Annotated in this window: 23 protein-coding genes; 16 read left to right on the top strand and 7 right to left on the bottom strand. The window is 41.9% G+C overall.

Annotated elements, in window-relative coordinates; genetic code table 11:
• Together THMIRH_RS08950 and ppnP are read left to right on the top strand one after the other, a co-directional pair.
• Complete coding sequence (locus THMIRH_RS08950; protein WP_173291765.1) at positions 1-237, top strand: DUF2798 domain-containing protein; 237 nt, start codon at positions 1-3, stop codon at positions 235-237.
• Positions 238-279: 42 nt separating this feature from the next.
• Positions 280-594 (top strand): pyrimidine/purine nucleoside phosphorylase, encoded by a 315-nt coding sequence (ppnP, locus tag THMIRH_RS08945; RefSeq protein WP_173291764.1) that lies wholly within the window; start codon positions 280-282, stop codon positions 592-594.
• 96 nt (positions 595-690) lie between these two features.
• Here ppnP and THMIRH_RS08940 read toward each other — a convergent pair whose 3' ends face one another.
• Positions 691-837 carry a hypothetical protein gene (locus THMIRH_RS08940; protein ID WP_173291763.1) on the bottom strand — a complete coding sequence of 49 codons (147 nt, stop codon included), beginning with the start codon at positions 835-837 and terminating at the stop codon, positions 691-693.
• Positions 838-940: 103 nt separating this feature from the next.
• On the opposite strand from THMIRH_RS08940, the gene THMIRH_RS08935 reads away from it, so the two are divergent.
• A complete protein-coding gene (locus THMIRH_RS08935; protein WP_173291762.1) occupies positions 941-2,530 on the top strand; it encodes a SulP family inorganic anion transporter in 1,590 nt (529 codons plus the stop codon).
• Positions 2,530-2,802: a DUF3817 domain-containing protein gene (locus tag THMIRH_RS08930; protein WP_173291761.1), complete on the top strand. Its 273-nt coding sequence runs from the start codon at positions 2,530-2,532 to the stop codon at positions 2,800-2,802. Before THMIRH_RS08935 ends, THMIRH_RS08930 begins: the two co-directional genes overlap by 1 nt.
• A gap of 75 nt (positions 2,803-2,877) precedes the next feature.
• Here the strand turns inward: THMIRH_RS08930 and ppa are convergent, their stop codons facing one another.
• A complete protein-coding gene (gene ppa / locus THMIRH_RS08925) occupies positions 2,878-3,408 on the bottom strand; it encodes an inorganic diphosphatase (protein ID WP_173291760.1) in 531 nt (176 codons plus the stop codon).
• 86 nt (positions 3,409-3,494) lie between these two features.
• Entirely contained in the window at positions 3,495-4,469 is a 975-nt protein-coding gene (locus THMIRH_RS08920) for a class 1 fructose-bisphosphatase (protein WP_173291759.1), read from the bottom strand.
• A 219-nt stretch (positions 4,470-4,688) separates the two neighbouring features.
• Between THMIRH_RS08920 and THMIRH_RS08915 the strand changes: the two genes are divergently transcribed.
• Positions 4,689-5,525 (top strand): HDOD domain-containing protein, encoded by an 837-nt coding sequence (locus tag THMIRH_RS08915; protein ID WP_173291758.1) that lies wholly within the window; start codon positions 4,689-4,691, stop codon positions 5,523-5,525.
• A gap of 57 nt (positions 5,526-5,582) precedes the next feature.
• Here THMIRH_RS08915 and THMIRH_RS08910 read toward each other — a convergent pair whose 3' ends face one another.
• Complete coding sequence (locus THMIRH_RS08910) at positions 5,583-7,127, bottom strand: MltF family protein (protein WP_173291757.1); 1,545 nt, start codon at positions 7,125-7,127, stop codon at positions 5,583-5,585.
• 170 nt (positions 7,128-7,297) lie between these two features.
• Here THMIRH_RS08910 and THMIRH_RS08905 point away from each other — a divergent pair, with 170 nt between their 5' ends.
• The 3 genes from THMIRH_RS08905 to rlmB all read left to right on the top strand — a co-directional run bounded on the left by THMIRH_RS08905 (position 7,298) and on the right by rlmB (position 12,125).
• On the top strand, positions 7,298-8,701 hold the full coding sequence (locus THMIRH_RS08905; RefSeq protein WP_173291756.1) for a dihydrolipoyl dehydrogenase: 1,404 nt from the start codon (positions 7,298-7,300) through the stop codon (positions 8,699-8,701).
• Between the two features lie 359 nt (positions 8,702-9,060).
• On the top strand, positions 9,061-11,397 hold the full coding sequence (gene rnr / locus THMIRH_RS08900) for a ribonuclease R (protein ID WP_173292466.1): 2,337 nt from the start codon (positions 9,061-9,063) through the stop codon (positions 11,395-11,397).
• The gene (rlmB, locus tag THMIRH_RS08895) at positions 11,394-12,125 is read left to right on the top strand and encodes a 23S rRNA (guanosine(2251)-2'-O)-methyltransferase RlmB (protein WP_173291755.1); all 732 of its coding nucleotides are present in this window, start codon (positions 11,394-11,396) and stop codon (positions 12,123-12,125) included. Before rnr ends, rlmB begins: the two co-directional genes overlap by 4 nt.
• An 84-nt stretch (positions 12,126-12,209) precedes the next feature.
• On the opposite strand, the gene THMIRH_RS08890 is transcribed toward rlmB, so the two are convergent.
• Positions 12,210-13,412, bottom strand: a complete 1,203-nt coding sequence (locus tag THMIRH_RS08890) for a PfkB family carbohydrate kinase (RefSeq protein WP_173291754.1) — start codon at positions 13,410-13,412, stop codon at positions 12,210-12,212.
• Positions 13,413-13,780: 368 nt separating this feature from the next.
• Between THMIRH_RS08890 and THMIRH_RS12085 the strand changes: the two genes are divergently transcribed.
• The 8 genes from THMIRH_RS12085 (at position 13,781) to THMIRH_RS08855 (ending at position 22,176) form a co-directional block, all read left to right on the top strand.
• A complete protein-coding gene (locus THMIRH_RS12085) occupies positions 13,781-13,918 on the top strand; it encodes a hypothetical protein (protein WP_207710566.1) in 138 nt (45 codons plus the stop codon).
• Between the two features lie 55 nt (positions 13,919-13,973).
• Positions 13,974-14,684 (top strand): cyclic nucleotide-binding domain-containing protein, encoded by a 711-nt coding sequence (locus tag THMIRH_RS08885; RefSeq protein ID WP_173291753.1) that lies wholly within the window; start codon positions 13,974-13,976, stop codon positions 14,682-14,684.
• 165 nt (positions 14,685-14,849) lie between these two features.
• On the top strand, positions 14,850-15,410 hold the full coding sequence (pal, locus tag THMIRH_RS08880) for a peptidoglycan-associated lipoprotein Pal (RefSeq protein ID WP_173291752.1): 561 nt from the start codon (positions 14,850-14,852) through the stop codon (positions 15,408-15,410).
• A 123-nt stretch (positions 15,411-15,533) separates the two neighbouring features.
• The gene (gene pepN, locus THMIRH_RS08875; RefSeq protein ID WP_173291751.1) at positions 15,534-18,173 is read left to right on the top strand and encodes an aminopeptidase N; all 2,640 of its coding nucleotides are present in this window, start codon (positions 15,534-15,536) and stop codon (positions 18,171-18,173) included.
• A gap of 26 nt (positions 18,174-18,199) precedes the next feature.
• Entirely contained in the window at positions 18,200-19,624 is a 1,425-nt protein-coding gene (locus THMIRH_RS08870; RefSeq protein ID WP_173291750.1) for a type 1 periplasmic-binding domain-containing protein, read from the top strand.
• Between the two features lie 82 nt (positions 19,625-19,706).
• Entirely contained in the window at positions 19,707-20,885 is a 1,179-nt protein-coding gene (locus tag THMIRH_RS08865) for a hypothetical protein (RefSeq protein WP_173291749.1), read from the top strand.
• A 262-nt stretch (positions 20,886-21,147) separates the two neighbouring features.
• On the top strand, positions 21,148-21,786 hold the full coding sequence (locus tag THMIRH_RS08860; RefSeq protein WP_173291748.1) for an LPP20 family lipoprotein: 639 nt from the start codon (positions 21,148-21,150) through the stop codon (positions 21,784-21,786).
• Between the two features lie 84 nt (positions 21,787-21,870).
• Positions 21,871-22,176, top strand: coding sequence for a hypothetical protein (locus tag THMIRH_RS08855; protein WP_173291747.1), 306 nt, complete (start codon positions 21,871-21,873; stop codon positions 22,174-22,176).
• Between the two features lie 78 nt (positions 22,177-22,254).
• On the opposite strand, the gene THMIRH_RS08850 is transcribed toward THMIRH_RS08855, so the two are convergent.
• Together THMIRH_RS08850 and THMIRH_RS08845 are read right to left on the bottom strand one after the other, a co-directional pair.
• The gene (locus THMIRH_RS08850) at positions 22,255-23,274 is read right to left on the bottom strand and encodes an LPP20 family lipoprotein (RefSeq protein WP_173291746.1); all 1,020 of its coding nucleotides are present in this window, start codon (positions 23,272-23,274) and stop codon (positions 22,255-22,257) included.
• A 10-nt stretch (positions 23,275-23,284) separates the two neighbouring features.
• The gene (locus THMIRH_RS08845; RefSeq protein WP_173291745.1) at positions 23,285-24,292 is read right to left on the bottom strand and encodes a CsgG/HfaB family protein; all 1,008 of its coding nucleotides are present in this window, start codon (positions 24,290-24,292) and stop codon (positions 23,285-23,287) included.

The raw sequence follows: 24,292 nt of genomic DNA, 5'->3' as shown, positions 1-24,292 counted from the left end.
ATGATTCATCCAAAATACCAAGGTGTGGTGTTTGCTTTTTATATGTCATTTTTAATGTCTTTTATTATGTCGTTTTTTATTACCATGATTAATTTAGGGTTGGTTGAACATTTTGTGATGCGTTGGTTATCTGCGTGGATTCCCACTTGGGCGATTGCTTTCCCGATAGTGGTGGTGGTTGCACCGATTGTAAAACGCTTGGTGGCCAAAACTTTAAAAACACCTGAGTCGGTTTAAGTTTGGGTATAATTCGCCAGCAATTTACAAAAAGGAAAAAACATGTCTGAATTTAACAATGTCACCGTTGTGCGTGAAGCCAATGTGTATTTTGAAGGTAAGGTAACTAGCCGTAAGGTTATTTTTGCGGATGGTTCTTATAAAACCCTAGGTATCATGATGCCAGGTGAGTACGAGTTTGGGACAGATGCCGCTGAAATCATGGAAATGTTAGCCGGTGAAGTTGAAGTTTTATTGCCTGGCCAAACGCAATGGCAAACCATTCCAGCAGGTGAAACCTTTGAAGTGCCTGCCCATTCTAAGTTTGGTATTAAAGTCAAAACCGTTGCGGATTACTGCTGTACTTATTTGGTTTAATTACGCCATTTAAAACCGTTTTAAACCTAAAAAAGCCGTTAAAAACAACCAGGCTTTATGCCCTTTAGGGTGCTGGTTAAATTTAGCGGCTTTTTTTTACTTTTCTTGGGTATTTTCAGATTTGTGTTCGTCTGCCTGACGACGGTGCTTTTGCCATTTAAATAAAAAATGTAAACCAAAATGCGCAGCAAATAATAATACAAATAATCCAATCGCAATTTCGCCAATATGGTGAATCCACATGCCTTTTTCCTCTTGAAGTTCTATTCTGTGTTGGGGTTGCTGCCCTATTTTAGCCACATTCTGTTAAAATCATGCGTTAAATTTTAGGAAAGGAAGTTTTAGCATGAATCCAACACCACAAGCCAATTTCGATTGGCGTGTTTACAAAAACGACACCTTATCGGGTATTACGGTTGCTTTGGCATTGGTGCCAGAGGCGGTGGCCTTTGCTTTTGTGGCTGGCGTTCACCCTTTAGTGGGTTTATATGCCGCTATTATTGTGGGCATGATTACCGCAATATTTGGCGGTCGCCCCGGCATGATTACCGCCGCCGCAGGCTCTTTGGCGGTGGTGATGATGCATTTGGTGATGGAGCATGGCGCTTCCTTTTTATTTTTAGCCGTCATTATGATGGGGGCATTTCAAATATTCATAGGCGTGATGAAGTGGGGGCGGTTTATTCGCATGGTGCCCAGTTCGGTCATGTTGGGCTTTGTCAATGGCTTAGCGTTGATTATTTTAATTGCGCAGTTTACCCAGTTTAAAACCGCCGATGGCGAGTGGTTAACTGGGCAAAGTTTGAATATTATGATTGCCATTATTGTGGCGACTTTGGCCATTATTTATCTGCTCCCTCGACTGACTAAAGCCATCCCTTCTGCTTTAGCAGCCATAGTACTGGTGTCGGTTGCGGTGGTGTTTTTTGATATTAATGCGATTACCGTAGGCGATAAGGCGTCAGTATCGGGCACTTTAGAATCTTTGGTTTACGGTGATGGTGTGGCAGGTGGCTTTCAGGGCTTGAGTTGGTTTATGGACTTGCCAGCAAACTTTTGGTCTTTGGAAACCCTTTGGATTGTGTTGCCCTATGCGATTATTTTGACCATTATCGGTTCCGTAGAATCCTTATTAACCATGACCTTAATTGATGACATTACCGAAACGCGTGGCAAAGCCAATAAAGAATGTATCGCTTTAGGCGCAGCCAATTGCACGGCTGGTGCATTTGGCACCATGGGGGGGTGTGCGTTAATTGGTCAGTCTATGATTAATGTCAAATCGGGTGGTACAGGGCGTTTGTCTGGCGTGACAGCGGCTTTAGGATTGCTGGTGATTGTGTTGATTGCATCGCCCTTAATTGAGATGGTGCCGATTGGTGCCTTGGTTGGTTTGATGTTTTTTGTGGTGATTGCAACCTTTAACTGGTCTAGCTGGAACATTATGCGCGGTATGACGAAAGCTGATGCCTTTGTAATGGTGTTGGTAACGGTTTTAACCGTGGTATTTGATTTGGCTGTTGCAGTCATTGCCGGTATCGTTGTTGCGGCTTTGGTGTTTGCATGGCAGCATGCAGAGCGTATTTTATTAGAAACCTCTTTAGAGGAGGTTGAGGGTGTCACCACTAAAACCTATAAAGTGAATGGTCCGTTATTTTTTGCTTCCGCAAAAAACTTTATGGACTTGTTTGATGCCAAAAATGACCCTGATTGTGTGACGATTGATTTCATGCATTCGCGTGTTTATGACCACACCGGGATTGAAGCAATACATAGCTTGACGCAAAAATATCAAACGCTGGGTAAAAAAATTACCCTAAAACACTTAAGTCCTGAGTGCCAGGTGTTATTGCAAGATGCTAAGGATTTAATTGAAGTGAATGTGTCAGAAGATCCGCATTATCATGTGTCTATCAGTGGTAAAGGAGCGCAGTAATGTTAAGTTTTGTACGCTTTATGGCTTTGTTAGAAGGCACATCACTTTTGGTGTTACTGTTGATTGCGATGCCGTTGAAATATCACTTTGATATGCCTGAAGCAGTCAAGTTAATTGGCCCCATTCATGGGGTTTTGTTCTTGGCGTTTAATGCGGTGTTGTTTGGGTATGCGGCAAAAGGGCATTTGAGTGGCGTAAAAGCGGTATTGGGATTTTTTGCTTCCTTGATTCCCTTTGGCACTTTTGTCTACAAGTATAAGGTTTTAAAGTAATTGACCTGAAGGCAATAAATAAAAATGCCCTCAATTGAGGGCATTTTTGTAGGTCATTGCACAGAGGTATAAAGCTTATTTTTTAGCTTTAAACGCCGCAACACCATTTAGGATTTCTTGACGAGCGGCTTCAATATCGCCCCAACCATCCACTTTAACCCATTTACCTGGTTCAATATCTTTGTAATGGCTGAAGAATAACTCAACTTGTTCTTTCAGCAATGGAATGTCTTCCACTTTTTCAACATGATTGTAGATAGGCGTTAGTTTTTGCACGGGCACGGCAATCACTTTAGCATCTTGTCCGCCATCGTCAGTCATGTGGAAAATGCCAATTGGACGACAACGAATGACTGAACCAATCATCAATGGATGAGGTGTCACGACCAATACATCCACTGGATCGCCATCGTCAGACAAGGTGTCGTTGATGTAACCGTAGTTAGCTGGGTATGACATGGTGGCGCCTTGTAAACGGTCAACCCAAACAAGATCTGTTTCTTTGTCGACTTCGTATTTGATTGGCGGTGCAAACGCTGGGATTTCGATAATCACATTAACATCATTCGGTACATCTTTACCGGCTGGAACTGCTGAATAGCCCATGAGAGTTTCCTTTATATAATTTTTTGAGAATTCTAATGCAAAACACCCGCCAGAAGCGGGTGTTTCAGATTTATGGATTTAATCCATTATGATTTATGGTAAGCAACCACTTTAGCCACTTCGTTTTTAGAACCTAAAACGACTGGAACACGGTCATGAATACCTTTTGGTTGAACATCCATAATATCCATACGACCCGTAGAAGAAGCGCCACCGGCTTGTTCAACGATCATAGACATAGGGTTACCTTCGTACATTAAACGCAATTTGCCCGCTTTTGAAGGATCACGCTTGTCGTAAGGGTACATGAAAATACCACCACGGATAAGGATACGGTGAACTTCTGCAACCATTGAAGCAACCCAACGCATGTTGTAACGCTTGCCTAATGGACCTTCTTCACCTAATAAACAGTCATCAATGTACTGTTTCATTTCTGGTTCCCAGAAGCGTTGGTTAGACATGTTAATAGCAAACTCTGCAGTATCTTCAGGAATTTGAATGCCAGACTTCGTTAAAACGAACTCACCCACATTGCGGTCTAGAGTGAATAAGTTCACGCCTTTACCAGTGGTCATTACCAATAAGGCTGAAGGACCGTAAAGAACATAACCTGCAGCAACTTGCTTACGACCTGTTTGTAAGAAAACGCCTTGATCGTCACCGGTACGGTCATCTGCAGGGGCTTCAAGAATAGAGAAAATCGTACCGACAGATAAGTTAACATCAATGTTAGAAGAACCATCTAAAGGGTCAAAAGTTACTAGGTATTTACCGTTAGGGTTACCAGCAATAGTATAGTCTTCTTCTTCTGAACCAACGCCCTTAACATAAGGGTTGTCGCAAAGAATGTCTTTTAACAAGTCGTTTGAAATAACATCAAGCATTTTTTGCGTTTCACCCTGGATGTTTTCGTCTTCAGTTGCGCCTAGAATACCTGCTAATTCGCCTTGACCTAATTTGTAAGCGATGTCTTTGCACGCAATCATTACGTGGTCAATAACAAGCTCTAGTTCCGCTGGAACGCCTTCGCTCGCTAATACTTGATCTAGTCTTTTCATTTGATCGTTCTCTTTTAGATAATAAAAATGGTTTAAAACGCTGTTTAGCTTAACCTAGAATCACTTAAAAATCAATTTTGCCAGTGGGTTTGTACAGGGTTTTGAAAGTCGATGACTTCCAAGTGAGTGTTTTTACATAAATTAATCCGGGTGTGCGGATTTCAATCTTTTATAATGGCTTGATATTTAGTGTTAATGATTTAAAAGGTAACTTAATTCATGGATTTAAAGCAACAGATGGTTTTGGCGCATCAAATGATGAGTGGTTTTGAGATACCGATGATGCCGGCAGAAATTGTTGAGTTACAAAGATTATTCTCTTCAACCGAGTTTCCCGATATGCAAGAGGTAGCGAGTATTATCGAGCGCAATACAGTGCTCTCGGGGGAGGTGATTAAGTTGGCTAATCAGCCAATTTTTTTGCGTAAAGGCGCGGATCAAGTTAAGAGTATTAAGGGAGCATTAGACGCTCTAGGTGTTGGGCGAGTTAAAAACTTGGTGATTGGATTGGGCTTTAAGGCACAAGTCAAAGGTCATGTTTTTGATGCCTTAATCGATCACAGCTTAGATATTGCTCGTGTGTCGGCAGCGGTGAGTCGTTGGGTTGATGGTGTGGATGCCGATGAGGCTTATTTGGCGGGTCTTTTTCATAATGCCGGTGCGTTTATTTTGGCAATGAAGTTTGATGATTATGAAGACTTTTTTTACAAAACCATTACTCATTGCTACAGCGGTTTGGCAAGAGAGGCTCAGCGTTATAAAGTGTCACATAATGTTTATGGTCTACTGATATCCAAAAAGTGGAATTTAGATAATGTGTTTTCTCAGGTGATTTTAGTACATCATCAGAAAGACCTCTCAAAAATTGCTAATGAAAAAGTACGCACTTTAGTCGCGATTATTCAATTAGCCAATGCCATCGTTAGCGAGGTTTCTTTTGATACCTATTTGGGCTCCGAAGTGCGAGAAATGTCAGAAAATGCGCAGCAAGAACTCTTAATTGCACCTGATGTGGTCAGTGAAATTCGTTTATCGGTCATGTCCAACTCGCTTTAGAAAACTTTGCTCAAGTTTGTCGTTGTGCACAAGACTACAAAATGCACTCAAGTAGGTTTAGGGTTGCTGTTGGGCTAGGTTTTCTTGGTGAGCTTCCGTGAGCTTGTCTAAATGCAGTTGGCGTTTAAAATCGAGCTCTTTTGAGGCGCGTAAAAACAGTTTTGTTTTTTGAATATTGGCCACATAATTAACCGTTTCTTGACCGACACGGCTTCTCGCAATATTTTCGACATTGTAGAACCATTTGTGTGGGTCAAGGCCGGCTTCTTGGGCAAGGGCTTGAAAGTTTCTGATTCGATTGGGTCCAGCATTATAGGCCGCTAACGCAAAATTGACTTTGTCTTCAGGCGTGTATTGGTCGCCCTGAAAATAAACATCTCGTAAAAAAGCCATGTATTTCACGCCCGCATGAATATTGTTTTCAACCAGATGAATGTTATTGATTTTTATGTATTTTTCACGCGCAGTTGAAGGTTTTATTTGCATAATACCGATTGCGCCACGCGGACTTTTTTTGTTTTGCTCAAAGTGCGACTCTTGGTACCCTTGGGCAGCTAACAAATGCCAGTCAAACCCATAAAAGTCGCCATACAGCTGAAAGTAGGTTTTTAAGCAATCCACTTTACTAAGTAAATTATGCGTGAGCGGTTTTTTGATCCAGTAGGTCTCTTCAAAATATTTTTTATAAACGCTGTTACCAAGTAGCCGCCCTTGTTTCGCGTGATTTTCAATAAAAGTGTCTAGCGATTTTTTGAGCTCAGGCTTATTTTTATTGATGGCCCAAGCAATTTTTCCCTCATAGTGGAAAATAATGTCTTGATGCACTTCCATATTGTCTAAGATTTTGCCCCAAACCAAAGCGATATGGTTGTCCGAAACTGTGTAGTCATAAATCCCTGCATTGACCATCTCTAAAATATCTTCGGCTTCTAAAAGGGCATCCGCTTTGATAATTTCGATAGGTTGTAAAGCCAGTCTGGCTAGGGCTTGATTAAAGGCTTCTAAGTGAATAATGTAGCTACTGTTTGCCACCACAACAATTTGTTTGCCAGACAAGTCTTGTAATGATTTGATGGGCGGCGCGTTTTTATTAGAAACTAAAATTTCGCGGACATTAAAGATATAGGGTTCGGTGAAGTCGATCAGTGTTTTGCGCTCTGGAATCACCGTAATCCCAGAGGCGACCATATCGCCTTTGCCGGCTTGTAGTTGTGTGAGTAGGTCTTGAAAAGGAAGGGGGATGAACACCAATTGGGTTTGATATCTTTGTTTGAGCGGGCCTCGATTTAAATAGTTTTCATAGCCTTTGAGCAGATCATATTCAGATCCGCGATAGCCTTTTTCAGTAACAAAAAAATTGGTGCGGTTATAGCTGACTAAAACGCGAATAATGCGCCTTTCTCTCAGCGCTTTTAAATCACCAAAAAAAGGTTCTTGGATGCGCTTGGTTATGGATATGGGGATGTCTTGAATAGGTTTAAGATTTTGGTTGTTAGCCGCAGAATTGGTGGCGCTAAAAGCTAGGTTAGAAATCAACAACAGAAATATGGGTAAGACAATGCTGAAGCAAGGGCAGTGTTTTTTGTTGTTTTCTAGGGGCATAGAACCACTCTAAAAGTTAAGTTACTTGCATTCTACTGCAAAAGTTTCTGACCTTAAAATAAATTCTCTTTTGGGTGGGTATATTAAGTTTTTTTGACGAAGCTATTTATGTGCCTTTAATCGTTGTAGAATGTCCTAATATTAGTGCTTAATGTTAGGGGGTAACAAAGATGCGTCAAGTGAAATACATTATTTTAGGGGCAGGTTCTGCGGGTTTAACAGCCATGGGAATTATTCGCAAAACCACAGATGATTTTGTCATGATCAACGGTGGCCATTACGGAACAACTTGCGCGCGCGTGGGCTGTATGCCGTCAAAAGCCTTAATCCATTGTGCAGAACATTTTAATGCGCGCCATAAAATGGCGGCTTTTGGCATTGAAGGTGCTCAAGGATTAACTGCCGATGTGCCTGCGATGATGAAAAGGGTTCGAGCGTTTAGAGATCGTTTTACTGGGGGCGTTAAATCTTTTTCTACTGAAACCTTAAAAGAAGGTCAGTTGATTTCTGGGTATGCCAAGTTTGTGTCTGCTAATCAAGTGGAGGTGAATGGTGAAATTATTCAGGGAGAGCGCATCATTATTGCCACAGGTTCTCGTCCCGTTGTTCCGGGTCCTTGGCTGGCTTTGGGTGATAAATTGTTAACCAGTGATGAAATTTTTGAGTTAGAAACCTTGCCCAAAAGAGTTGCCGTTGTTGGTTTGGGAATTATAGGTCTAGAGCTTGGGCAAGCCATGTCGCGCTTGGGGGTGGAGGTCATCGGGTTTGAAATGCTCAATACCATAGGTGGACTCGCATCCCCAGAAGCGTCTAAAGAAGCGGTTAAGTTGATCAGCAAAGAGTTTCCAATTTACTTGGGCGAAGCTGCAAATTTAGAAAATACTGAAACCGGAGTCAGAGTCACCACCTCTGCAGGATCTTTTGAAGTGGATGCGGTTTTGGCATCCTTGGGTCGTCGCCCGAATATCGATCAAATTGGTATTGAGAATATTGGGGTGACGCTTAACGAGCGCGGTATGCCTAATTTTAATATTCACACCATGCAAATTGAAGATACCCCCATTTTTATTGCCGGTGATGTGAATGTGTTCCGTCCCATTTTGCATGAGGCAGGCTATGAGGGCAGAATGGCGGCTTTAAATGCCATGAGCTATCCTGAGGTAACGCCTTATCAGCGCAAAACGCCTTTAGGTATTGCATTTACCGATCCGCAGATTGGTTTTTTTGGCCAGCATTATTCAACTTTAAACCTGGAAGAAACTCTGATCTCTAACTTTAATTTAGAGCGTAACAATGGTCGTGCCATCGTGATGGGTGAAGATCATGGTGTGATTTGTTTGTATGCGGATAAAAACACCAAAAAGTTATTAGGTGGAGAAATGGTGATGCCACACGCGGAACATTTTACGCACCTGTTAACTTGGGCGGTAGCGCAAGAGATGAAGATTTTAGATTTAGTTAAAATGCCTTTCTATCATCCCGTATTGGAAGAAGCGATTCAAGGCGCGATTAATCAATTGGCAAGCGAGCTCTATACCCCTGAAGAGCGTTCAGAGCTTGATGTTTTGGTTTAATAACACGCGGATTTGACAATCTGCATTGTTAAATCTTAAATTGAGTTATAATAAACTGTTTTTAAAAGCAATTTTAAAAGTCCCACCCAGTTTGGGACTTTTTGCTATTTAAAGGTTCGCGCCCTTCGTTGGAAGTTGCAGTTCTAATTTCGTGAGAAAGGCGCCAACCCAAAACAAGAAAGTAAACCGCATTTTTAGTTAAAAAAATGCCACTAAAATGAGTAAATTTGACCAGGCCTGGTGCTTTTTAGAGCACTTTAGAACTTGAAAAGGCAAACTGGCAAATACTCCCAAAATGAGAAGTAGAGAGTCTAGTGACTGAAGAAAAAATACAACAAGGCGACAATCAAGGCCTTGATATGGTAGAACAACCCTTGCAAGATCAACACGCTTCAAGAGAAGCAGATAAATATGAGAACCCCATCCCAAGCCGAGAATTTATTCTTGAGCTTCTAGAAAAAACCCAAAAACCTCTTCGTATTAAGCAAATCGCAGACACGCTAGCCATTGAAGATGATGAGCGTTTTGAAGCCCTAAACCGTCGTTTAAAAGCCATGGTGCGCGACAATCAAATTATGCGTAACCGCCGTGGTTGTTTTGCCTTAATTCACAAAATGGACTTAATCAAAGGTAAAGTGCTCGGTCATCCAGCTGGCTTTGGTTTTGTGGTGCCTGATGAAGGCGGAGATGATTTATTTTTGTCAGACACGGAAATGCACAAAGTTTTCCATGGCGACAAGGTGCTAGCCTCGGTGATCGGTTTGGATAAGCGCGGTCGTCGTGAAGGTTTGATTGTTGAAGTATTAGAGCATACTCACGAACAAATCATGGGGCGTTTGCATTTTGAAGATGGTTTGGCATGGGTGCAACCCAATAACAATCGAATTGCACAAGATATTTTTGTGCCAAATGATGGCTTATTATCGGCGCAAGAAGGTCAAATTGTTTTAGTTGAGATTTTACATCGCCCCTCCAAACGTACCAGTGCCATCGGTAAAATCATTGAAGTGGTTGGTGACTATATGGCGCCAGGCATGGAAATTGACACCGCTATCCACGCATTTGGCATTCCCAATGAATGGAGCCCAGAATTGTTGGCGGAATTGGACGCCATTCCAAACGAATTGACCGAAGCCGATTTGGAAGATCGCAAAGATTTGCGATCTTTGAACTTGGTCACCATTGATGGAGAAGACTCTAAAGATTTCGATGACGCGGTTTATGCTAAGCGTCGCAAAAATGGTTGGCGTTTAGTGGTAGCGATTGCGGATGTTTCGCATTATGTGAAAGTGGGCTCTGCTTTAGATAAAGAAGCGTTTGAGCGAGGCACTTCGGTTTATTTTCCGCAACGTGTTATCCCTATGTTGCCAGAAAAGCTTTCTAACGAATTGTGTTCATTAAATCCTAAAGTTGACCGTTTATGTATGGTCTGCGATATGTATATTGACGATACCGGCAAGTTGGAGCGCACGCAATTTTATCAAGCGGTGATGAACTCAAAAGCGCGTTTAACCTACAACCAAGTGCATGACATTTTACATAACCCCGATAGTCCACACCGTGAAACCTTTGCTGAGTTTTTAGATGATTTGGATGCCTTAAATGGTTTGTTCCAAGTGCTGAAACAAGCCAGAGAAGAGCGCGGTGCATTAGAGTTTGAAACAACTGAAACGCGTATTGTGTTTGATGGTGAACGCAAAATCGAAAAAATCATTCCGGTAGTGCGCAATGAAGCTCACAAGATTATCGAAGAATGTATGTTGATGGCCAATGTCGCGACAGCACGCTTCTTAAAGTGGCACAAAGTACCGATGTTGTATCGCGTGCATGAAGCGCCCGGTGAAGAAAAGTTAGCCAGCTTAAGAACCTTTTTAGGGGATTTTGGTGTGCAGATGGATTTCAGCGAAGAAGCACCAACCGCTCATGATTTTGCCGCGATCGCTCAAAAGGTGCAAGGCCAGCCTTACGAACATTTGGTTCAAACGGTTTTGTTGCGCAGCATGAAGCAAGCGGTTTATCAGCCTGAAAACAAAGGTCACTTTGGTTTGAATTATGAGTACTACACGCACTTTACTTCACCCATACGCCGTTACCCTGATTTATTAATTCACCGTGCCATTCGTCATGTATGGACTAAAAAACCGGTTGAAGCTTTTGAACACTCAGAAGCTGCCATGGTTGGTTTAGGGCAACATTGTTCGGATATGGAACGACGTGCCGATGAGGCCACGCGTGATGCGGTGACTTTCTTAAAATGTGAATATTTATCTCACCGCTTGGGTGAAGAATACGAAGCCGTGGTCACTGCTGCAACCAATTTTGGTTTATTTGTAGAATTGGCCGACCTCTATGTAGAAGGTTTGGTGCATATTACAGAGTTGGGTGAAGACTATTTCCATTATGACAATGCGCGCCATTGTCTAAAAGGTGAAAGAACAGGTCAGGTTTTCCGTTTGGGAGACAAGATTCGAGTACAGGTTGCGCAAGTCAACTTAGATGATCGTAAAGTGGATTTAAAATTTATTTCAGCAGCGAATGCAGAAGATTTTGAATCTAATGATGAGGCTGACGCTTCAGAAGTTGACTCTAATGAGGGTAATGAAAAGCCGAAGCGTCCTCGTAAAGGTCGTAATCGTAACTACCGTGGAAAAGGCGGGCGTTCGCGTAGCAAAAAATCAGTAGGTTCTGGCGAATGAAGCAAGAGCAAATCTATGGCTTGCATGCGGTTGAAAAGTTTTTAAAACAATCGCCGCATTTAATTTATCAAATGGTCTTTGAAAAAGGGCCTATGAATAAACGACAGCAAGCATTACAAGACCAGGCTAAAAAACTCGGTGTAACCTTGTCATTTGAGACGAAAGCTTTCTTTAATAAATTTGAAGGGTTGCACCAAGGTGTTGTCGCGACAGTTGCGAAACAAGACGATTTAACAGAAGCAGACTTGTTAGAGATTTTAGAAAAATCCAGCAATCCTTTGTTTTTGTTTTTAGATGAAGTGCAGGATCCACACAACCTTGGCGCTATTTTGCGAACTGCTGATGCCGTGGGTGTTACGGCAGTGATTATTCCTAAACATAATTCGGTAGGCATTAACCCAACCGTTCGTAAAGTGGCGTCGGGTGCGGCAGAAACCGTTAAGTTAATCGTAGTGAATAATTTAACGCGCACACTCAAAGATTTACAGCAAGCGGGTGTTTGGATGGTGGGCTTGGCCGGAGAAACCGACAAAACCATTTATCAGATGGACTTTAAAGGCGCTGTTGGGTTGGTGATGGGGGCAGAAGGTTCTGGTTTGCGTAAACTGACCAAAGAAACTTGTGATTACCTAGCTGCGATTCCAATGCAAGGCAGTGTTGAAAGTTTGAATGTGTCTGTTGCGGCTGGCGTTGCGTTATATGAGGCATTTCGTCAAAGGAACCTCTAACTTTACGGTCAAAAAATCGCCATGATTTTGCAAAACCAAGAAAAACCGCCCAAACTCATGCAATTGAGTTTGGGCGTTTTTTTTTCAGTCGTTTAGATAAATATCACCGTTTTCCTCAAGAGTCACTTCTAAACTTTGCAAGTAATCGTTCAAGCAAGGGCCTTCAACACACTCTCCATCATCAATTTTAAAAAAAGCATCGTGTACCGAACATTTCATGGTTTTTTCAAACGGATTAACATCAATTTTGTAGGCTTCCGTTAAGGGCACATCCTGATGCGGGCAATTGTTCACATAGGCCCTGACTTCATCTTCATATTTAATGAGTACAACCCCGTGCTTTTGACCCAGTGCCTTAACCACTAGAGTTTTGGCATTGCTGAGTTGTTTAAAGTTAGCAATGGGTTTTTTAACCGCTAAGGGGGCAAGTAAGTTGTCCAGCCCTATTTGTTGGCATTTACGAGCGGCCAAGTCACTGCCATCTTTAACGGCATAAGCTAAAGCTTTTCCTGCGGCAAGCGCGTTAATCACACCTGCATTAAAGACATCACCAGCCCCAAGACTATCGATGACTTTAATTTGCTGGGCGGGATGATGATTGACCGTTTGATTTGGACTTGAAAACCAAGCGCCATTTTCTCCCCAAGTGCAAATTAAATGGGCTTGCGGAGCGGCTTGTCGCATTGCTTTTAAACATTCTGCGCCATCCTTAAAGCCTCGTTGCTTGGCGAAATGGTGTGAGAAAAAAATCACATTGGCTTGAGTCAAGATGGCATCTATGCCAATTCGGTCTTTTTCGACTTCAAGAGAAATGGGCTGATGTGTTAAAAAAGTTTTGGCTATGTTAAGCATGCCTGGTAGATGTTCTAAGTTACGCCCCTCAAAATGCAACCAATCAAAGTCTTCAATTTCAATTTTCGCAAAAAAATCAAAGCTAACCTCTGGCAGGTCGCGATAATGCACAATTGTGCGGCTTCCATTTGATTGACTGAGGTTGATGTAGGAGGTGGGAGTTGCACCTTGAATGAACTTTTGGGTAAATTCGGTGTTAATGCCTCTTTCTTGGAGGGTTTTGGTGATCCATTTTGCCTGATCATCGGTTGCAAAAGTCGTACAAATGGCAACTTCATGCTTAAGTTGGCTCAAGGCATAAAGCGTGTTGGCAACATTTCCACCCACTTGCAGGGTCTTTTTATTAGCCCTGACCTCTGAGTCTTCAGCGGGGTAGTCATTGATACTTAGAATGATATCTAGCACACAATTTCCGATACCCAATATTTTTGACATGGCATTAGACCCCTTAAAAATAGACAATTTTAAATGGCGCAAATTTTAGCATAAAAAGCAAGAGGGTCCGGTGGTTTGCATAAGTGAATAAAGTTTAAAAAGTGCTTGACAGTTGATAGCTCTATATTAGTTTTTTTAGTTAACTTGCATTATACAAAAAGATTGTTAGTTGTTGATTTTAAATGGTTTATCAGGGTTTGTTTTTCTAAATTATTGATTTTTTAAGGGCTGTGAAGTATCCACATTAGCTGTGGATAAGTGTGTGAGTTTTTTTGTGGTAGCTGGGTAAAAAGCTCATAAAAAGGGATAAGCTGTGAGGCTGATTAAAAATTAAGCAGTTGGATTTTTCAACTCAATATAAGGAGGTCATGACAAAAAAAATGAAAGGTTTTTTACAGGAAATGATTAAAAATTTTTTATCAAAAGATAAAAAGCATTTTGATATTTCATTTGGGCTTAATTCACTAAAGAAAGAATTTATTAATTATTTAACAAACTATTCTTGATTTAAATCAAGTAAAATAGTTGCATTATTCGCGTAGTACAAAATGTTGGGTTTAGATGACTGAAAATCTTAATGGCAATCGTTCTAACTGTTTGCAGTGTGGTTTACAAAAAATTTGTTTCCCCAAAGGGCTTTTCCGTTCCGATGTTGAACGCTTAGAGCAAGTGGTCGATAAAATGCCTACGCTTGATAGAGGAGAAATACTCTTTAAAGCAGGTGATAAATTCAAATCTCTTTATGCCATCAAAGCTGGCATGGTTAAAATCTACTCTATTAATGACAACGACGAAGAAATTATCCATGGTTTCTACTTGCCGGGTGATGTTGTAGGTTCAGAAGCCTTGGCAGATAAAGTGCATCTATTTAATGCGGTCGCCCAGGATGTCACCAGTGTTTGTTCTATTGAGATGGAGCAATTACAAGATTTATCTAAAATGGTTCCTAATTTATACACCCACATTCTGGCCATCATGAGTCGTGATATTGTTGATGGCAGAATTCACAATGAATTGCTAACCAAAAAGAGTGCAGACCAACGAGTCGCTTACTTTTTGTGGACCATGGTTGAGCGATATCAGCTTCGAGGCTATCAATATACCCAATTTCGTTTGAATATTCTGCACAAAGAAGTCGCATCTTTCTTAAACTTGACCCCTGAAACGGTTTCAAGGGTCATGGCGAAAATGGCTAAGGATGACATTTTGTCTTGGAAGAAAAAAGAAGTGAATGTGTTAAATATCGATCGACTCAAAAATTTAGCTTTATAAAAGTGACTATTCTTTTTTATCCTTGTCTATATTCGTATTAACCAGCCGATGAAGTCTCAAAAATTGCAGATTTCAGGGTTAAAACCATAAAATATTTCAAAATTTGTGGTAATTTCAGTTATATTAATCAGCATTGTTTGTATATTTAATTAATCAGGAGGCATCATGTCTTTAACACAGTTGAAACAATTATTTGTAGTCGGTTTTTTAGGTTTTGTTTTGGTGGGCTGTAGCTCTACTCCAACTGCTGAAGAAACTCAGGCTGCCGAAGCTCAAGCCATCGCCGCTCAAGCAGAAGCAGATGCGAAAGCAGCAGAAGTTAAGGCTGCAGAAGATGCAGCAATTGCTTCACAAGAAGCGGCAGCTGCTGCACAAAAAGCGAGTGACTTATTTGCAGCTCTGCAAGGTAAAGTAGTTAATTTTGATTTTGACCGTTCAGAAGTAAAATCTGAGTTTTACAGTGTCGTAAAAATGAACGCTGATTATTTGTCTATGAATGCTTCTGCAACCGTGACCATTAAAGGTTATTGTGATGAGCGTGGTACTCGTGAATATAACCTAGCTTTAGGTGAGCGTCGTGCTAATGCAGTTAAAAATGCGTTAATTGCTGAAGGGGTTAGCCCAAGTAGAATCAACACCATTTCTTATGGTGAAGAGAACCCAGTCGCCATGGGGCAAAACGAAGCAGCTTGGTCTCAAAACCGTCGTGCTGAGTTTTCTTATTAATCATCAGATTTTAAGTTGATCAAAACCCTAAGAATTTTACCTCTTAGGATTTAGAAAGCCTTTCTATTCAACAACGACTAGAAGGGCTTTTTTGTTTGTAGAGTACACCTATTAGGAATCATCATGTCAAGTTCATTGCCTGTAACGCATTATTTAAAAGATTATCAACCTTCAAACTATCAGATTGATTCAATTGAATTAACCTTTGATTTAGACCCTCTAGCAACCCGAGTGACGAATGTCATGCAGATGACCTTTAGTCCCAACGCTTCTGATGATCGTCGTCTGGTGCTGAACGGGCAAAAAATCACTTTATTAGAATGTTGGATTAATGGGAATCTTTTATCCGCCGAGGATTACGACCTTGATGATGAGTTTTTAACCTTATCCCCTAGCCTAGATGCGTTTGAATTGAAAATTGTCACCCAGTGTGCCCCGCAAAATAATACCTCTTTAGAGGGCTTGTATCGAACCAGTGGCAATTATTGCACTCAGTGCGAAGCTTTAGGTTTTCAAACCATTACTTATTATTTAGATCGTCCTGATGTTTTGAGTTTTTTTACCACCAAAATTATTGCTGACAAATCACAAAATGCGGTCTTGCTTTCTAATGGTAATCTCGTTGAAGCGAGTGATTTGCCTGATGGCAAGCATTATGCCGTTTGGCATGACCCTTTCAAAAAGCCTTGCTACCTTTTTGCTTTGGTGGCGGGAAACCTATCGCTGATTCAAGACACTTATCAAACGATGGATGGTCGTTTAGTGGATCTGCGCATTTATGTAGAGCCGCAAAATATTGATAAATGTGACCATGCCATGGCTTCTTTAAAGAAATCCATGCAATGGGACGAGGAACGCTATGGTCTTGTTTATGATTTAGATATTTATATGATTGTTGCCGTTGATGACTTTAACATGGGCGCCATGGAAAACAAGGGCCTAAATGTTTTCAACTCTAAGTTTGTATTGGCTAAGCCAGAAACCGCAACAGATGTGGATTATGAAGGCATAGAGTCGGTGATTGCGCATGAGTATTTTCATAATTGGACTGGCAATCGCGTGACTTGCCGTGATTGGTTTCAGTTAACCCTTAAAGAAGGTTTAACGGTTTTTAGAGACCAAGAATTTACCGGTGATATGTTGTCCATTCCGGTAAAGCGCATTGAGGATGTTAAGCGTTTAAGAAGCAATCAATTTCCTGAAGATGCCGGTCCTATGGCGCATCCCATCCAACCGCAATCCTATATTGAAATGAATAATTTTTATACCATGACCGTTTATGAAAAAGGCGCTGAGGTTGTTAGGCTTTATCAAACTTTACTGGGCAGAGATGGTTTTCGTAAAGGGATGGATTTATATTTTCAGCGTCATGACGGACAAGCGGTCACGGTTGAAGATTTTAGAAATGCGATGGCCGATGCGAATCATGTAGATTTAAGTCAAATGCAGGCATGGTATGTCCAAGAGGGTACGCCTGTGGTAACCGCAAAAACCCATTACGACGCCAAATTGCAAACCTTAACCCTCTCTTTGGAGCAAACCCTTAAAGGTAAGGTGCCGCAGCAGCCGTTGATGATTCCTGTGCTAATTGGTTTTATGGGTTATGACGGTCAGCCTTTAACGCTTATGCCAAGTGTCCAGGACAAAAATAGCCTTGAAGAGAGAGGCGATAGTTGGTTGCTTAAGTTGACTGAACCTAAGCAAGATTTTATCTTTGAGCAGGTGGCAACATATCCAGTCATCTCGTATTTGCGTGATTTTTCAGCACCGATTATTTTAAAAACCCCTAATGCGTTGCCAGAATTAGAGGTGTTGGCGCAATATGACAGTAATGCTTTTGTGCGCTGGGAGTCAATGCAAGCCTTAGCTTTAGCTTCTATGGAGCAGGGTGTTTCGGCTTATCAACAGCAACAACCGCTCACTTTATTGCCCAGTTTTGCGGCCGCTTTTGCCAGTGTGTTGGCGGATTCCTCTTTAGATTTATCTTTGAAAGCATTAGCTTTGACGCTTCCGGAAATGACCTATGTGGCAGATCAATATACAGAAATACCATTGGAAGCTATCCAGGCAGTACATCAATTTACACAGCAGGCCTTGGCAGAAAAGTTTTCACAAGCCTTATTGCAAACCTACGAGAGTCTTCAGGTTAACGAACCTTATCGTTATGAAAAACAAGCCATTGCACAGCGTAAATTAAAAAATGTTTGTTTGAAGTATTTGGCTAAATTGCCACAGAATTTAGCCATTGCGGTGAACCAATTTGAACAAAAATCGAATATGACCGATGTGCTGAGTGCCCTAGAGGTATTAAGCCATCATCAAACGGCTGATAGTGCAAAATGTTTACAGGCGTTTTATCAAGATTGGTCTAAAGATAGCTTGGTGTTAGATAAATGGTTCTCTATTCAAGCAGCGGCTCAAGTGCCAGATATTTTGGCGCAAATTAACCAGTTGTTACAGCACCCAGACTTTAAATATACCAATCCAAATCGTGTGCGCAGTGTGCTGGGGGTGTTTGGTCGTTTAAATTGGGTAGGGTTTCATCAAGCCTCTGGAACAGGTTATCAATTGTTGGCCGAACAGGTCATTAAGTTGAATGGCATTAATCCACAAATTGCATCGCGTTTGGTAGCTCCTTTATCTCATTGGAAGCGTTATGATTCTGGGCGTCGTTTATTAATGCGTCAAGCACTAGAGTCAATTTTGGCAACCGAAAACTTATCCAAAGATGTTTATGAAATTGTATCGAGATCTTTAGCTTAATCCATCAATTGAGAAATTAAGACTTTATGAAAATAGATTTTCAAGGGCGTAAAAAACATTGGTTATATGGGCTAACGGCAACTATTGCCTTATCTTTTACGCCTTGCTTAGCAGCTGACGTTTTGGAAACTCCTGAATCTAGGGTTGCTAACTCTGCGGGTCAGCAAATTCTTTGGTTAGATTTAGAAATTTTATTGCTCAAAGCTGAGTTGGCGCAAAAAAATGGAGCGCTGCAAGAAGTTCGTGCCTATTTGACAGAAATTCATAAAAATCCCATCCCGCCATTTTTGCAAGCAAGATTGGGGGAGCTTGATGCTTATAGTCAAGCACAAGAGGGCACGCCCGAGGTTGCTAAACAAGCTTTTGAGTTTAAGCCCGAAAACCCTTTGATTTTATTGCCTTTATCAGGTCCTTATCAAGCGGCAGGTGAGCAGGTTTTGGCTGGACTAAAATCGGGTTTTCCAGATAAAGAGTTACAGGTAATCGATACCGCGATTTATGACAACGCATTTGAGTTATGGGAATTGGTTAAACTCATCAAACCCAGTTTTATATTTGGTCCACTAAGACCTGAGTTTGCTCAAGAGTTTGCCGCTTTTGATACTCAAATTCCGACCTTAATGCTTAATGAGATCACCACTAATCACAGTTATGTGAAATATTTCACCCCCAGTCGAACGGCACAAATACCAGGCCTGGTTAAATTAATCCAAAAAAATGGCTTTCATAGGGTTTTGTTATTGTCTGCGGGAAACCAATTGGCGCAAACGCAGGCTTTTTTGCAAGCACAAGCCCAGCTTCCGCCTGATATGAGCTATGAAGTGCTTCAAGCGCCAATCAAGGTCAGTATTGACCAAACGCTAGAGCAGCATTTGGGCGCATTGTTGTCAGAGTCTCGTCGTGTTTGGTTGCAAAAGACCCTAGATGAGCATTTAGAAGAAGGGGTCAGGGCTCGGCAAGATATAGACTTGGTCCTGTCTTTTTTACCGTTTCGCAGTGCGATGCAAGTTTCTCCTATTTTAAGTTTTTACCATTTAAATTCTGTTGCGCATCTTTGGGTGCCCACAGGACTTCCCTCGGTGGAAATTTTTTCCGCAAACTTGCCTTTTTGGCAAGAAACACAAGCGATGTTGCCAAAGTTCTATGTTGATCAGGTCGCTGCAACCATCGCTGCCAATCCCTCTCAATCTTCCTTTGATACGGCTAAATTGCCTCTTACTTCCGCTGAAACGGTTGATAAAGAGACTTTAAATAGCTCCGTTCACACAGTTGGCATTTTTTATGCTTTAGGCCAAGTGGCGGCAGAAATTGTTCAAAAAATGACAGCTTCGCCGTTACAGCAAATGCCAACCTCTTTAGGGCAGGTGCAATGGGATGTTGATAAAAACATCCAATTGACCCCCAGTTTTTATTGGTTAGATAAGGGTTCCTTTACCCAACAAAACCCCTAAAAACTTTTTAATTAAGCAGTGTTGGTTTGAATGAATTGATAACTGAAGGTTTTGTGCAAACAAAATCTTTTAAAGGTGAAGCATGGCTAACGCACTGGATTCAATTGATCCCAATGACTTAGACAGTATTGATGCCCTCTTAGATGAAGCGGAGATTGAATCTATCGTGGAATCTAAGCCGGCTCCGGAGTTGCCTGAAGAGGAACCGGAGGCATTTTCCGAATTGGATTCTCTCGAAGATGATCCTACGGATTCTTTACTGGATGATTTGGAGTCAGAATTATCGGCAACTGAAGAGTTGGCTGATGTGCCGGATATTCCGGTTGAAATCGCGAAACCTGCGCCCGTAAAAGAGGTGGAGGCGCCACCTGTGGTGGAAAAACCGCCTGCGCCCATAACAGATAACGACTCACAAAGCTTTTTAGAAAAACGAGCAGCCGCCAGCGCGGCACAGCAAAACAATTCAGAATTGACGGTGGCAGAAATGGATGGCTTAAAAAAACTGATTATTATCTTTGGCTCAGTGCTCAGTACTCTGGCTATTATTGGGATAGCGATGGGTATTTGGGCGGCAATTGCAGCCGGTAAGGGATTAGACGAAGAATCTAGCAAAATGTTGGAAGACATTAAGGTAGGTACTCAACAAAATACCCAAAAGGCTTCTGAGTCTAGCAACTTGATGAAAGGGGTTGAGAAAAAAATTGATGCCCTCAGTTTCCAGTTAGAGCAAATCAATAATGACCTGAATCAATTGGATCATTTAGCCAAAAGTCCTGCACCGATGGAATTGAATTTGACGCAAGAGGCCACTCACGCAGACCCTCATGCGCCAGCAAATGGTCATGCTGACCCACATGTAACCAACACACATGGTAATACGCACGCTGCGCCAGTAAAAGTTCAGCCAATGGCTTACCAAGCGGCACCAGTTGCTCCGGTTGTCATGGCTCAGCCAGATCCTGAGGTTGGTGAAAAACTCTCAAAAGTGAGTGCTCAAATTGTCACTGCTCAAGCTCGAATTGCTGAAGTGAATAAACGCCTAAAAGACATGCAAGCGCAATATGGCTCATTAGCCACCAGTGTTAAAACGGTAGAAAAAGAAGTCATTGCTGCAAAAGTTGAAAAAGCCAAAGAAAAAGCCCTGGCCAAAGCAGAGGCGGAAGCATTAGAAGCTGAAAAAGCGCCTAAAAGATCAAATGCTTACCAATACACCGTGCCAGGATTTGATTACAACAATAATCGTGATGGTTCATATCCTTAAATAACCATAAAGGTGAGTGTGTGACATGAAGCGTTTGGGTTTACTGTTTAGCACAATTTTAATAAGCGGCTGTACCCTTTTGGGGACAACTTATCAGCAGCCAGCTTATTATCAAAGTAAACCCATTCCAGCACACTTAATGCCAGGAAAAATTTATAAAGTCGATGCGCTTAGACCTTAAAGGATGAAGCATCAAACTACTAAGGTGATTTATTGAGAGTCGCCACAACCTTCTTATTTTGAGTAAAACGGAGAAACTGTGATGAAAAAACAGATGATATTAATGGTGACTGGATTGGCCAGTGCTATTGTTTTAAGTGGATGTATGTTCAATTCAGATAAATCTGCGCAAGACGATGCCAGTAAACAAGTCATTTATCAAGAAGTGCATCAAAATGTTGCCAATTCGGCACCTCAGCCGACTATGGCCCAGCCTGCACCCGAACCAATGCAAACTATGCCTCAAAGAGTGGTTGAACCAGAACTTATCAAAATTACCGGTATCGGTTATGGTGCCGAAAGCACTTATGAAGCCTATACACCAGGACAAAGACGCTTAATGGCAATCCGTTCTTCTAAGCTGGATGCGTATCGTGCTTTGGCAGAACAGTTATATGGTATTAAAGTAGACAGTAATACAGCAGTTTCTACCTTAACGGCCAAAAATGACAGTTTTAGAGCCAGAGTGAATGCAATGGTGCGTGGTGCCCGAGTGGTTTCTATCACCCCTATGGCAGACAATAACTACGAAACCGTATTAGAAGTTTATATTGACCAAAGCTTCTTTAGAAACACCTTTGTTTATAGCAGCTGCACAGATGGATCTTGTTATAAAGAGCCGGTGGATGCCGCTGAATTATGTGGACAAGGCATGAAATGTCGTTCACTCGGTGGATATTAATTGTCACAAAGTTAATTCCAGCGGTCAGCTAAGAATCAAAACTTTATGAAAGAAAAAGACAGGTTCTTGTTAGGGAGAATCGTAATGAAAAAAATACAATTAAGCAGTTGGTTGCTGATTGGCTTATTGCTCTGGTATCCAGTGGCAGACGCCGCCAGTATCAGTACCCGAGTGCGGATTTTAGAGAATAAAGTCGCTAAACAAGACAATATTATTAAGCAGCAAAGTTCCGCTCAAAAAAAGTCTTTGACAGAAATGTCGGATGGCTTGAAACAAGTAGAGGAATTAAAGCAGCAAGTTGAGCTCTTGGTCAAGCAACAAGCTAAGCAAATGAAGGCTGCTAAAAATCCCGAAATGCCCCCCACGGATAAGCGCTACGCATATCCATGACATGGCAAAAAACAGTGTTTACTCAAAATAAGAAAACCAGCCTTGCGCTGGTTTTTTCTTTTCTAAAAATAAAAACGCTTACTGTGAAACCGGTTTAATCCCGAGCAACTCCATGAGCGGGGTTTGCTGTAATTGTTGTTCAAAGCGTAACAAGGCCTGATTCTGTGCTTGTGATTCCTGCAAACCTTGACCCTTAATTTGAAATTGACGACCCGCTTGTAACCCTGATTTTTCGTAGGCATTCAACTGTAGATTTGCTCTGACGACTTTAAACTCATAAGCACTATCCGTTGTTTGCGAAACGCTGACTTCCAATCTAGCGCTCGCTGGAGAGGCTAATAACTGAGCAGATGCTAAGTGTTGTTTTAGCCGTTCGGCATAGGGTTGACTGATTTTATCTTTGGCGACCACTTCAAAACTCAGCGCCGCTTGAGCGGCTAAAAAAGTTTTTTCAACTAAGCTGGGATAAGCATCTAGGTCGTTAAAATCTTGCTGCGGTGTGAGCGTTTTTAACAGCGACAATTCACGCTGGTATTGGGGTAGAGCGCTTAGGGTTTTTTCCGCTAATTGATAATGGGTGATGACCCCTTGGGTTTGCCAATTGGTTTGCTGCCAAGGCGCAGAAGCTATCGCTTTTTGTAAGGATGATTGCGTGTCTTGCGCTAAGCGTTGCCTGTCGGTTTTAACCAATACCGTTACCTGAGTTGGCAAGGGTTGGTAAGTGTCGACCACATCATATTGCGATAAAGTGATGGTTTCATTTTGCGTGGAAACCGTTTTTTGTGCATCTTGTTTCACCCATTCAAAGCCACGGTTTTTCACGGTCAGCTGTGAGGTAAATTGTGCATTCACCTTTACGCCTAATTTAGCGGTTAAATCCGCTAGGGCATTTTGAATGGCGTCAGTACGGTTTTTACCCGAACCAACCCCATACAGAGCCGCGGCTGTATCCGTGGGTGGTTGTAGTACCCAGCTGGGTTGGGCTGAAATCAATGTGGGTGCTACAGAGCTGGGTTTTTCAGGGCTTGATTGGCAACCCATTAAAGCTAACGACAGGAGACTTAAAGCAAATAAAGGTGAGGCTAAATGCGTTTTCATGATGGCAACCTCAGCGACTGATTTGCTGTAGAGCGGCTTCACGCTTTTGGATAACACTGTCTATTCGATTCACTGCGGCATTAATTTCATCAACCGGTTCTGTTTGTAATTGATCGGCAATGTTGTAATAAGTTTTTGCCTCATCATATTGCCCCAAGGCTTCGTAAACCGCCCCTAAATTATAGGCAGCCACATAGGATTTGCCACCTGTGCTTTGAAACAGCTCACCCAGCAGGGTTTCTGCCTTATCTAATCGATTGGCTTCGATAAACGCCAAGCTGCTTTCAAGGGTTTTCTTTTGTTGGCTGCTGTAATCAATGTCTGGGTCATCGAGCAAGTCTAGCGAGCGATAAATGTAATTTGGCGTCAGTTTGCGAGTAAAGTTATTGGCCATGCGATTGGCTAATTGGTCTAGCACTTGAGATTCACTGGGCAGGTTGCGGTTATCGTCTTGGCAATGTTTATAATCGCTTTGTTGTGCCAAGGATTGACTGGTCACAATATCGCCGCGCTGAACATCCACCATTTGCACAGTTGCGCCTAAATGAAAGGTGCGGCTGGTGCAATGCACTGCATATTCTTGCATTTGCTTACAGGCTTTGTCTAAACAACGGTAGCGTTTTTCATAATAGCGACTGTCGCTGTGCGTGGCAGAAGTTATCTCACCAGAAATTAAGGCTTGAGCGCCCAGCATTTCACCGAGTTCAACGGATTGTTTTTCTTGCACGAGTCCACTATATTGCAGCTTTTGTTCTTTTAAAGTGTTATCTAGGTTTTTGCGGTCAACCACGGTAAAAAAAGTTTGGCCTTCGATTTGTTTTTGAGACAGGCTGGTTTGTATTTTGCCACTCAACCCGGGAGAATCCGCTTTAAAGTCCAGCACCGCAATGCGTTTTAAAGAGGCGGCTCTATCCACTTCGGCCGGTTCAATGCTGCGCACCTTCATTTGGGTGGAACAACCATTTAAAAATAGAGAAGATGCCACGAGGGCGAGAAGAGCTGGTAGAGATTTTTTCAT

The sequence above is a fragment of the Thiosulfativibrio zosterae genome (assembly GCF_011398155.1).
GTDB classification, from domain to species: Bacteria; Pseudomonadota; Gammaproteobacteria; order Thiomicrospirales; family Thiomicrospiraceae; genus Thiosulfativibrio; species Thiosulfativibrio zosterae.
This window is presented reverse-complemented; position numbering and strand designations above follow the sequence as displayed.

Excerpts from the sequence above, each read along its gene's own strand:
- THMIRH_RS08950 (WP_173291765.1), top strand. The coding sequence starts at position 1 with ATGATTCATCCAAAATACCAAGGTGTGGTGTTTGCTTTTTATATGTCA.
- ppnP (WP_173291764.1), top strand. The coding sequence starts at position 280 with ATGTCTGAATTTAACAATGTCACCGTTGTGCGTGAAGCCAATGTGTAT.
- THMIRH_RS08940 (WP_173291763.1), bottom strand. The coding sequence starts at position 837 with ATGTGGATTCACCATATTGGCGAAATTGCGATTGGATTATTTGTATTA.
- THMIRH_RS08935 (WP_173291762.1), top strand. The coding sequence starts at position 941 with ATGAATCCAACACCACAAGCCAATTTCGATTGGCGTGTTTACAAAAAC.
- THMIRH_RS08930 (WP_173291761.1), top strand. The coding sequence starts at position 2,530 with ATGTTAAGTTTTGTACGCTTTATGGCTTTGTTAGAAGGCACATCACTT.
- ppa (WP_173291760.1), bottom strand. The coding sequence starts at position 3,408 with ATGGGCTATTCAGCAGTTCCAGCCGGTAAAGATGTACCGAATGATGTT.
- THMIRH_RS08920 (WP_173291759.1), bottom strand. The coding sequence starts at position 4,469 with ATGAAAAGACTAGATCAAGTATTAGCGAGCGAAGGCGTTCCAGCGGAA.
- THMIRH_RS08915 (WP_173291758.1), top strand. The coding sequence starts at position 4,689 with ATGGATTTAAAGCAACAGATGGTTTTGGCGCATCAAATGATGAGTGGT.
- THMIRH_RS08910 (WP_173291757.1), bottom strand. The coding sequence starts at position 7,127 with ATGCCCCTAGAAAACAACAAAAAACACTGCCCTTGCTTCAGCATTGTC.
- THMIRH_RS08905 (WP_173291756.1), top strand. The coding sequence starts at position 7,298 with ATGCGTCAAGTGAAATACATTATTTTAGGGGCAGGTTCTGCGGGTTTA.
- rnr (WP_173292466.1), top strand. The coding sequence starts at position 9,061 with ATGGTAGAACAACCCTTGCAAGATCAACACGCTTCAAGAGAAGCAGAT.
- rlmB (WP_173291755.1), top strand. The coding sequence starts at position 11,394 with ATGAAGCAAGAGCAAATCTATGGCTTGCATGCGGTTGAAAAGTTTTTA.
- THMIRH_RS08890 (WP_173291754.1), bottom strand. The coding sequence starts at position 13,412 with ATGTCAAAAATATTGGGTATCGGAAATTGTGTGCTAGATATCATTCTA.
- THMIRH_RS12085 (WP_207710566.1), top strand. The coding sequence starts at position 13,781 with ATGACAAAAAAAATGAAAGGTTTTTTACAGGAAATGATTAAAAATTTT.
- THMIRH_RS08885 (WP_173291753.1), top strand. The coding sequence starts at position 13,974 with ATGACTGAAAATCTTAATGGCAATCGTTCTAACTGTTTGCAGTGTGGT.
- pal (WP_173291752.1), top strand. The coding sequence starts at position 14,850 with ATGTCTTTAACACAGTTGAAACAATTATTTGTAGTCGGTTTTTTAGGT.
- pepN (WP_173291751.1), top strand. The coding sequence starts at position 15,534 with ATGTCAAGTTCATTGCCTGTAACGCATTATTTAAAAGATTATCAACCT.
- THMIRH_RS08870 (WP_173291750.1), top strand. The coding sequence starts at position 18,200 with ATGAAAATAGATTTTCAAGGGCGTAAAAAACATTGGTTATATGGGCTA.
- THMIRH_RS08865 (WP_173291749.1), top strand. The coding sequence starts at position 19,707 with ATGGCTAACGCACTGGATTCAATTGATCCCAATGACTTAGACAGTATT.
- THMIRH_RS08860 (WP_173291748.1), top strand. The coding sequence starts at position 21,148 with ATGAAAAAACAGATGATATTAATGGTGACTGGATTGGCCAGTGCTATT.
- THMIRH_RS08855 (WP_173291747.1), top strand. The coding sequence starts at position 21,871 with ATGAAAAAAATACAATTAAGCAGTTGGTTGCTGATTGGCTTATTGCTC.
- THMIRH_RS08850 (WP_173291746.1), bottom strand. The coding sequence starts at position 23,274 with ATGAAAACGCATTTAGCCTCACCTTTATTTGCTTTAAGTCTCCTGTCG.
- THMIRH_RS08845 (WP_173291745.1), bottom strand. The coding sequence starts at position 24,292 with ATGAAAAAATCTCTACCAGCTCTTCTCGCCCTCGTGGCATCTTCTCTA.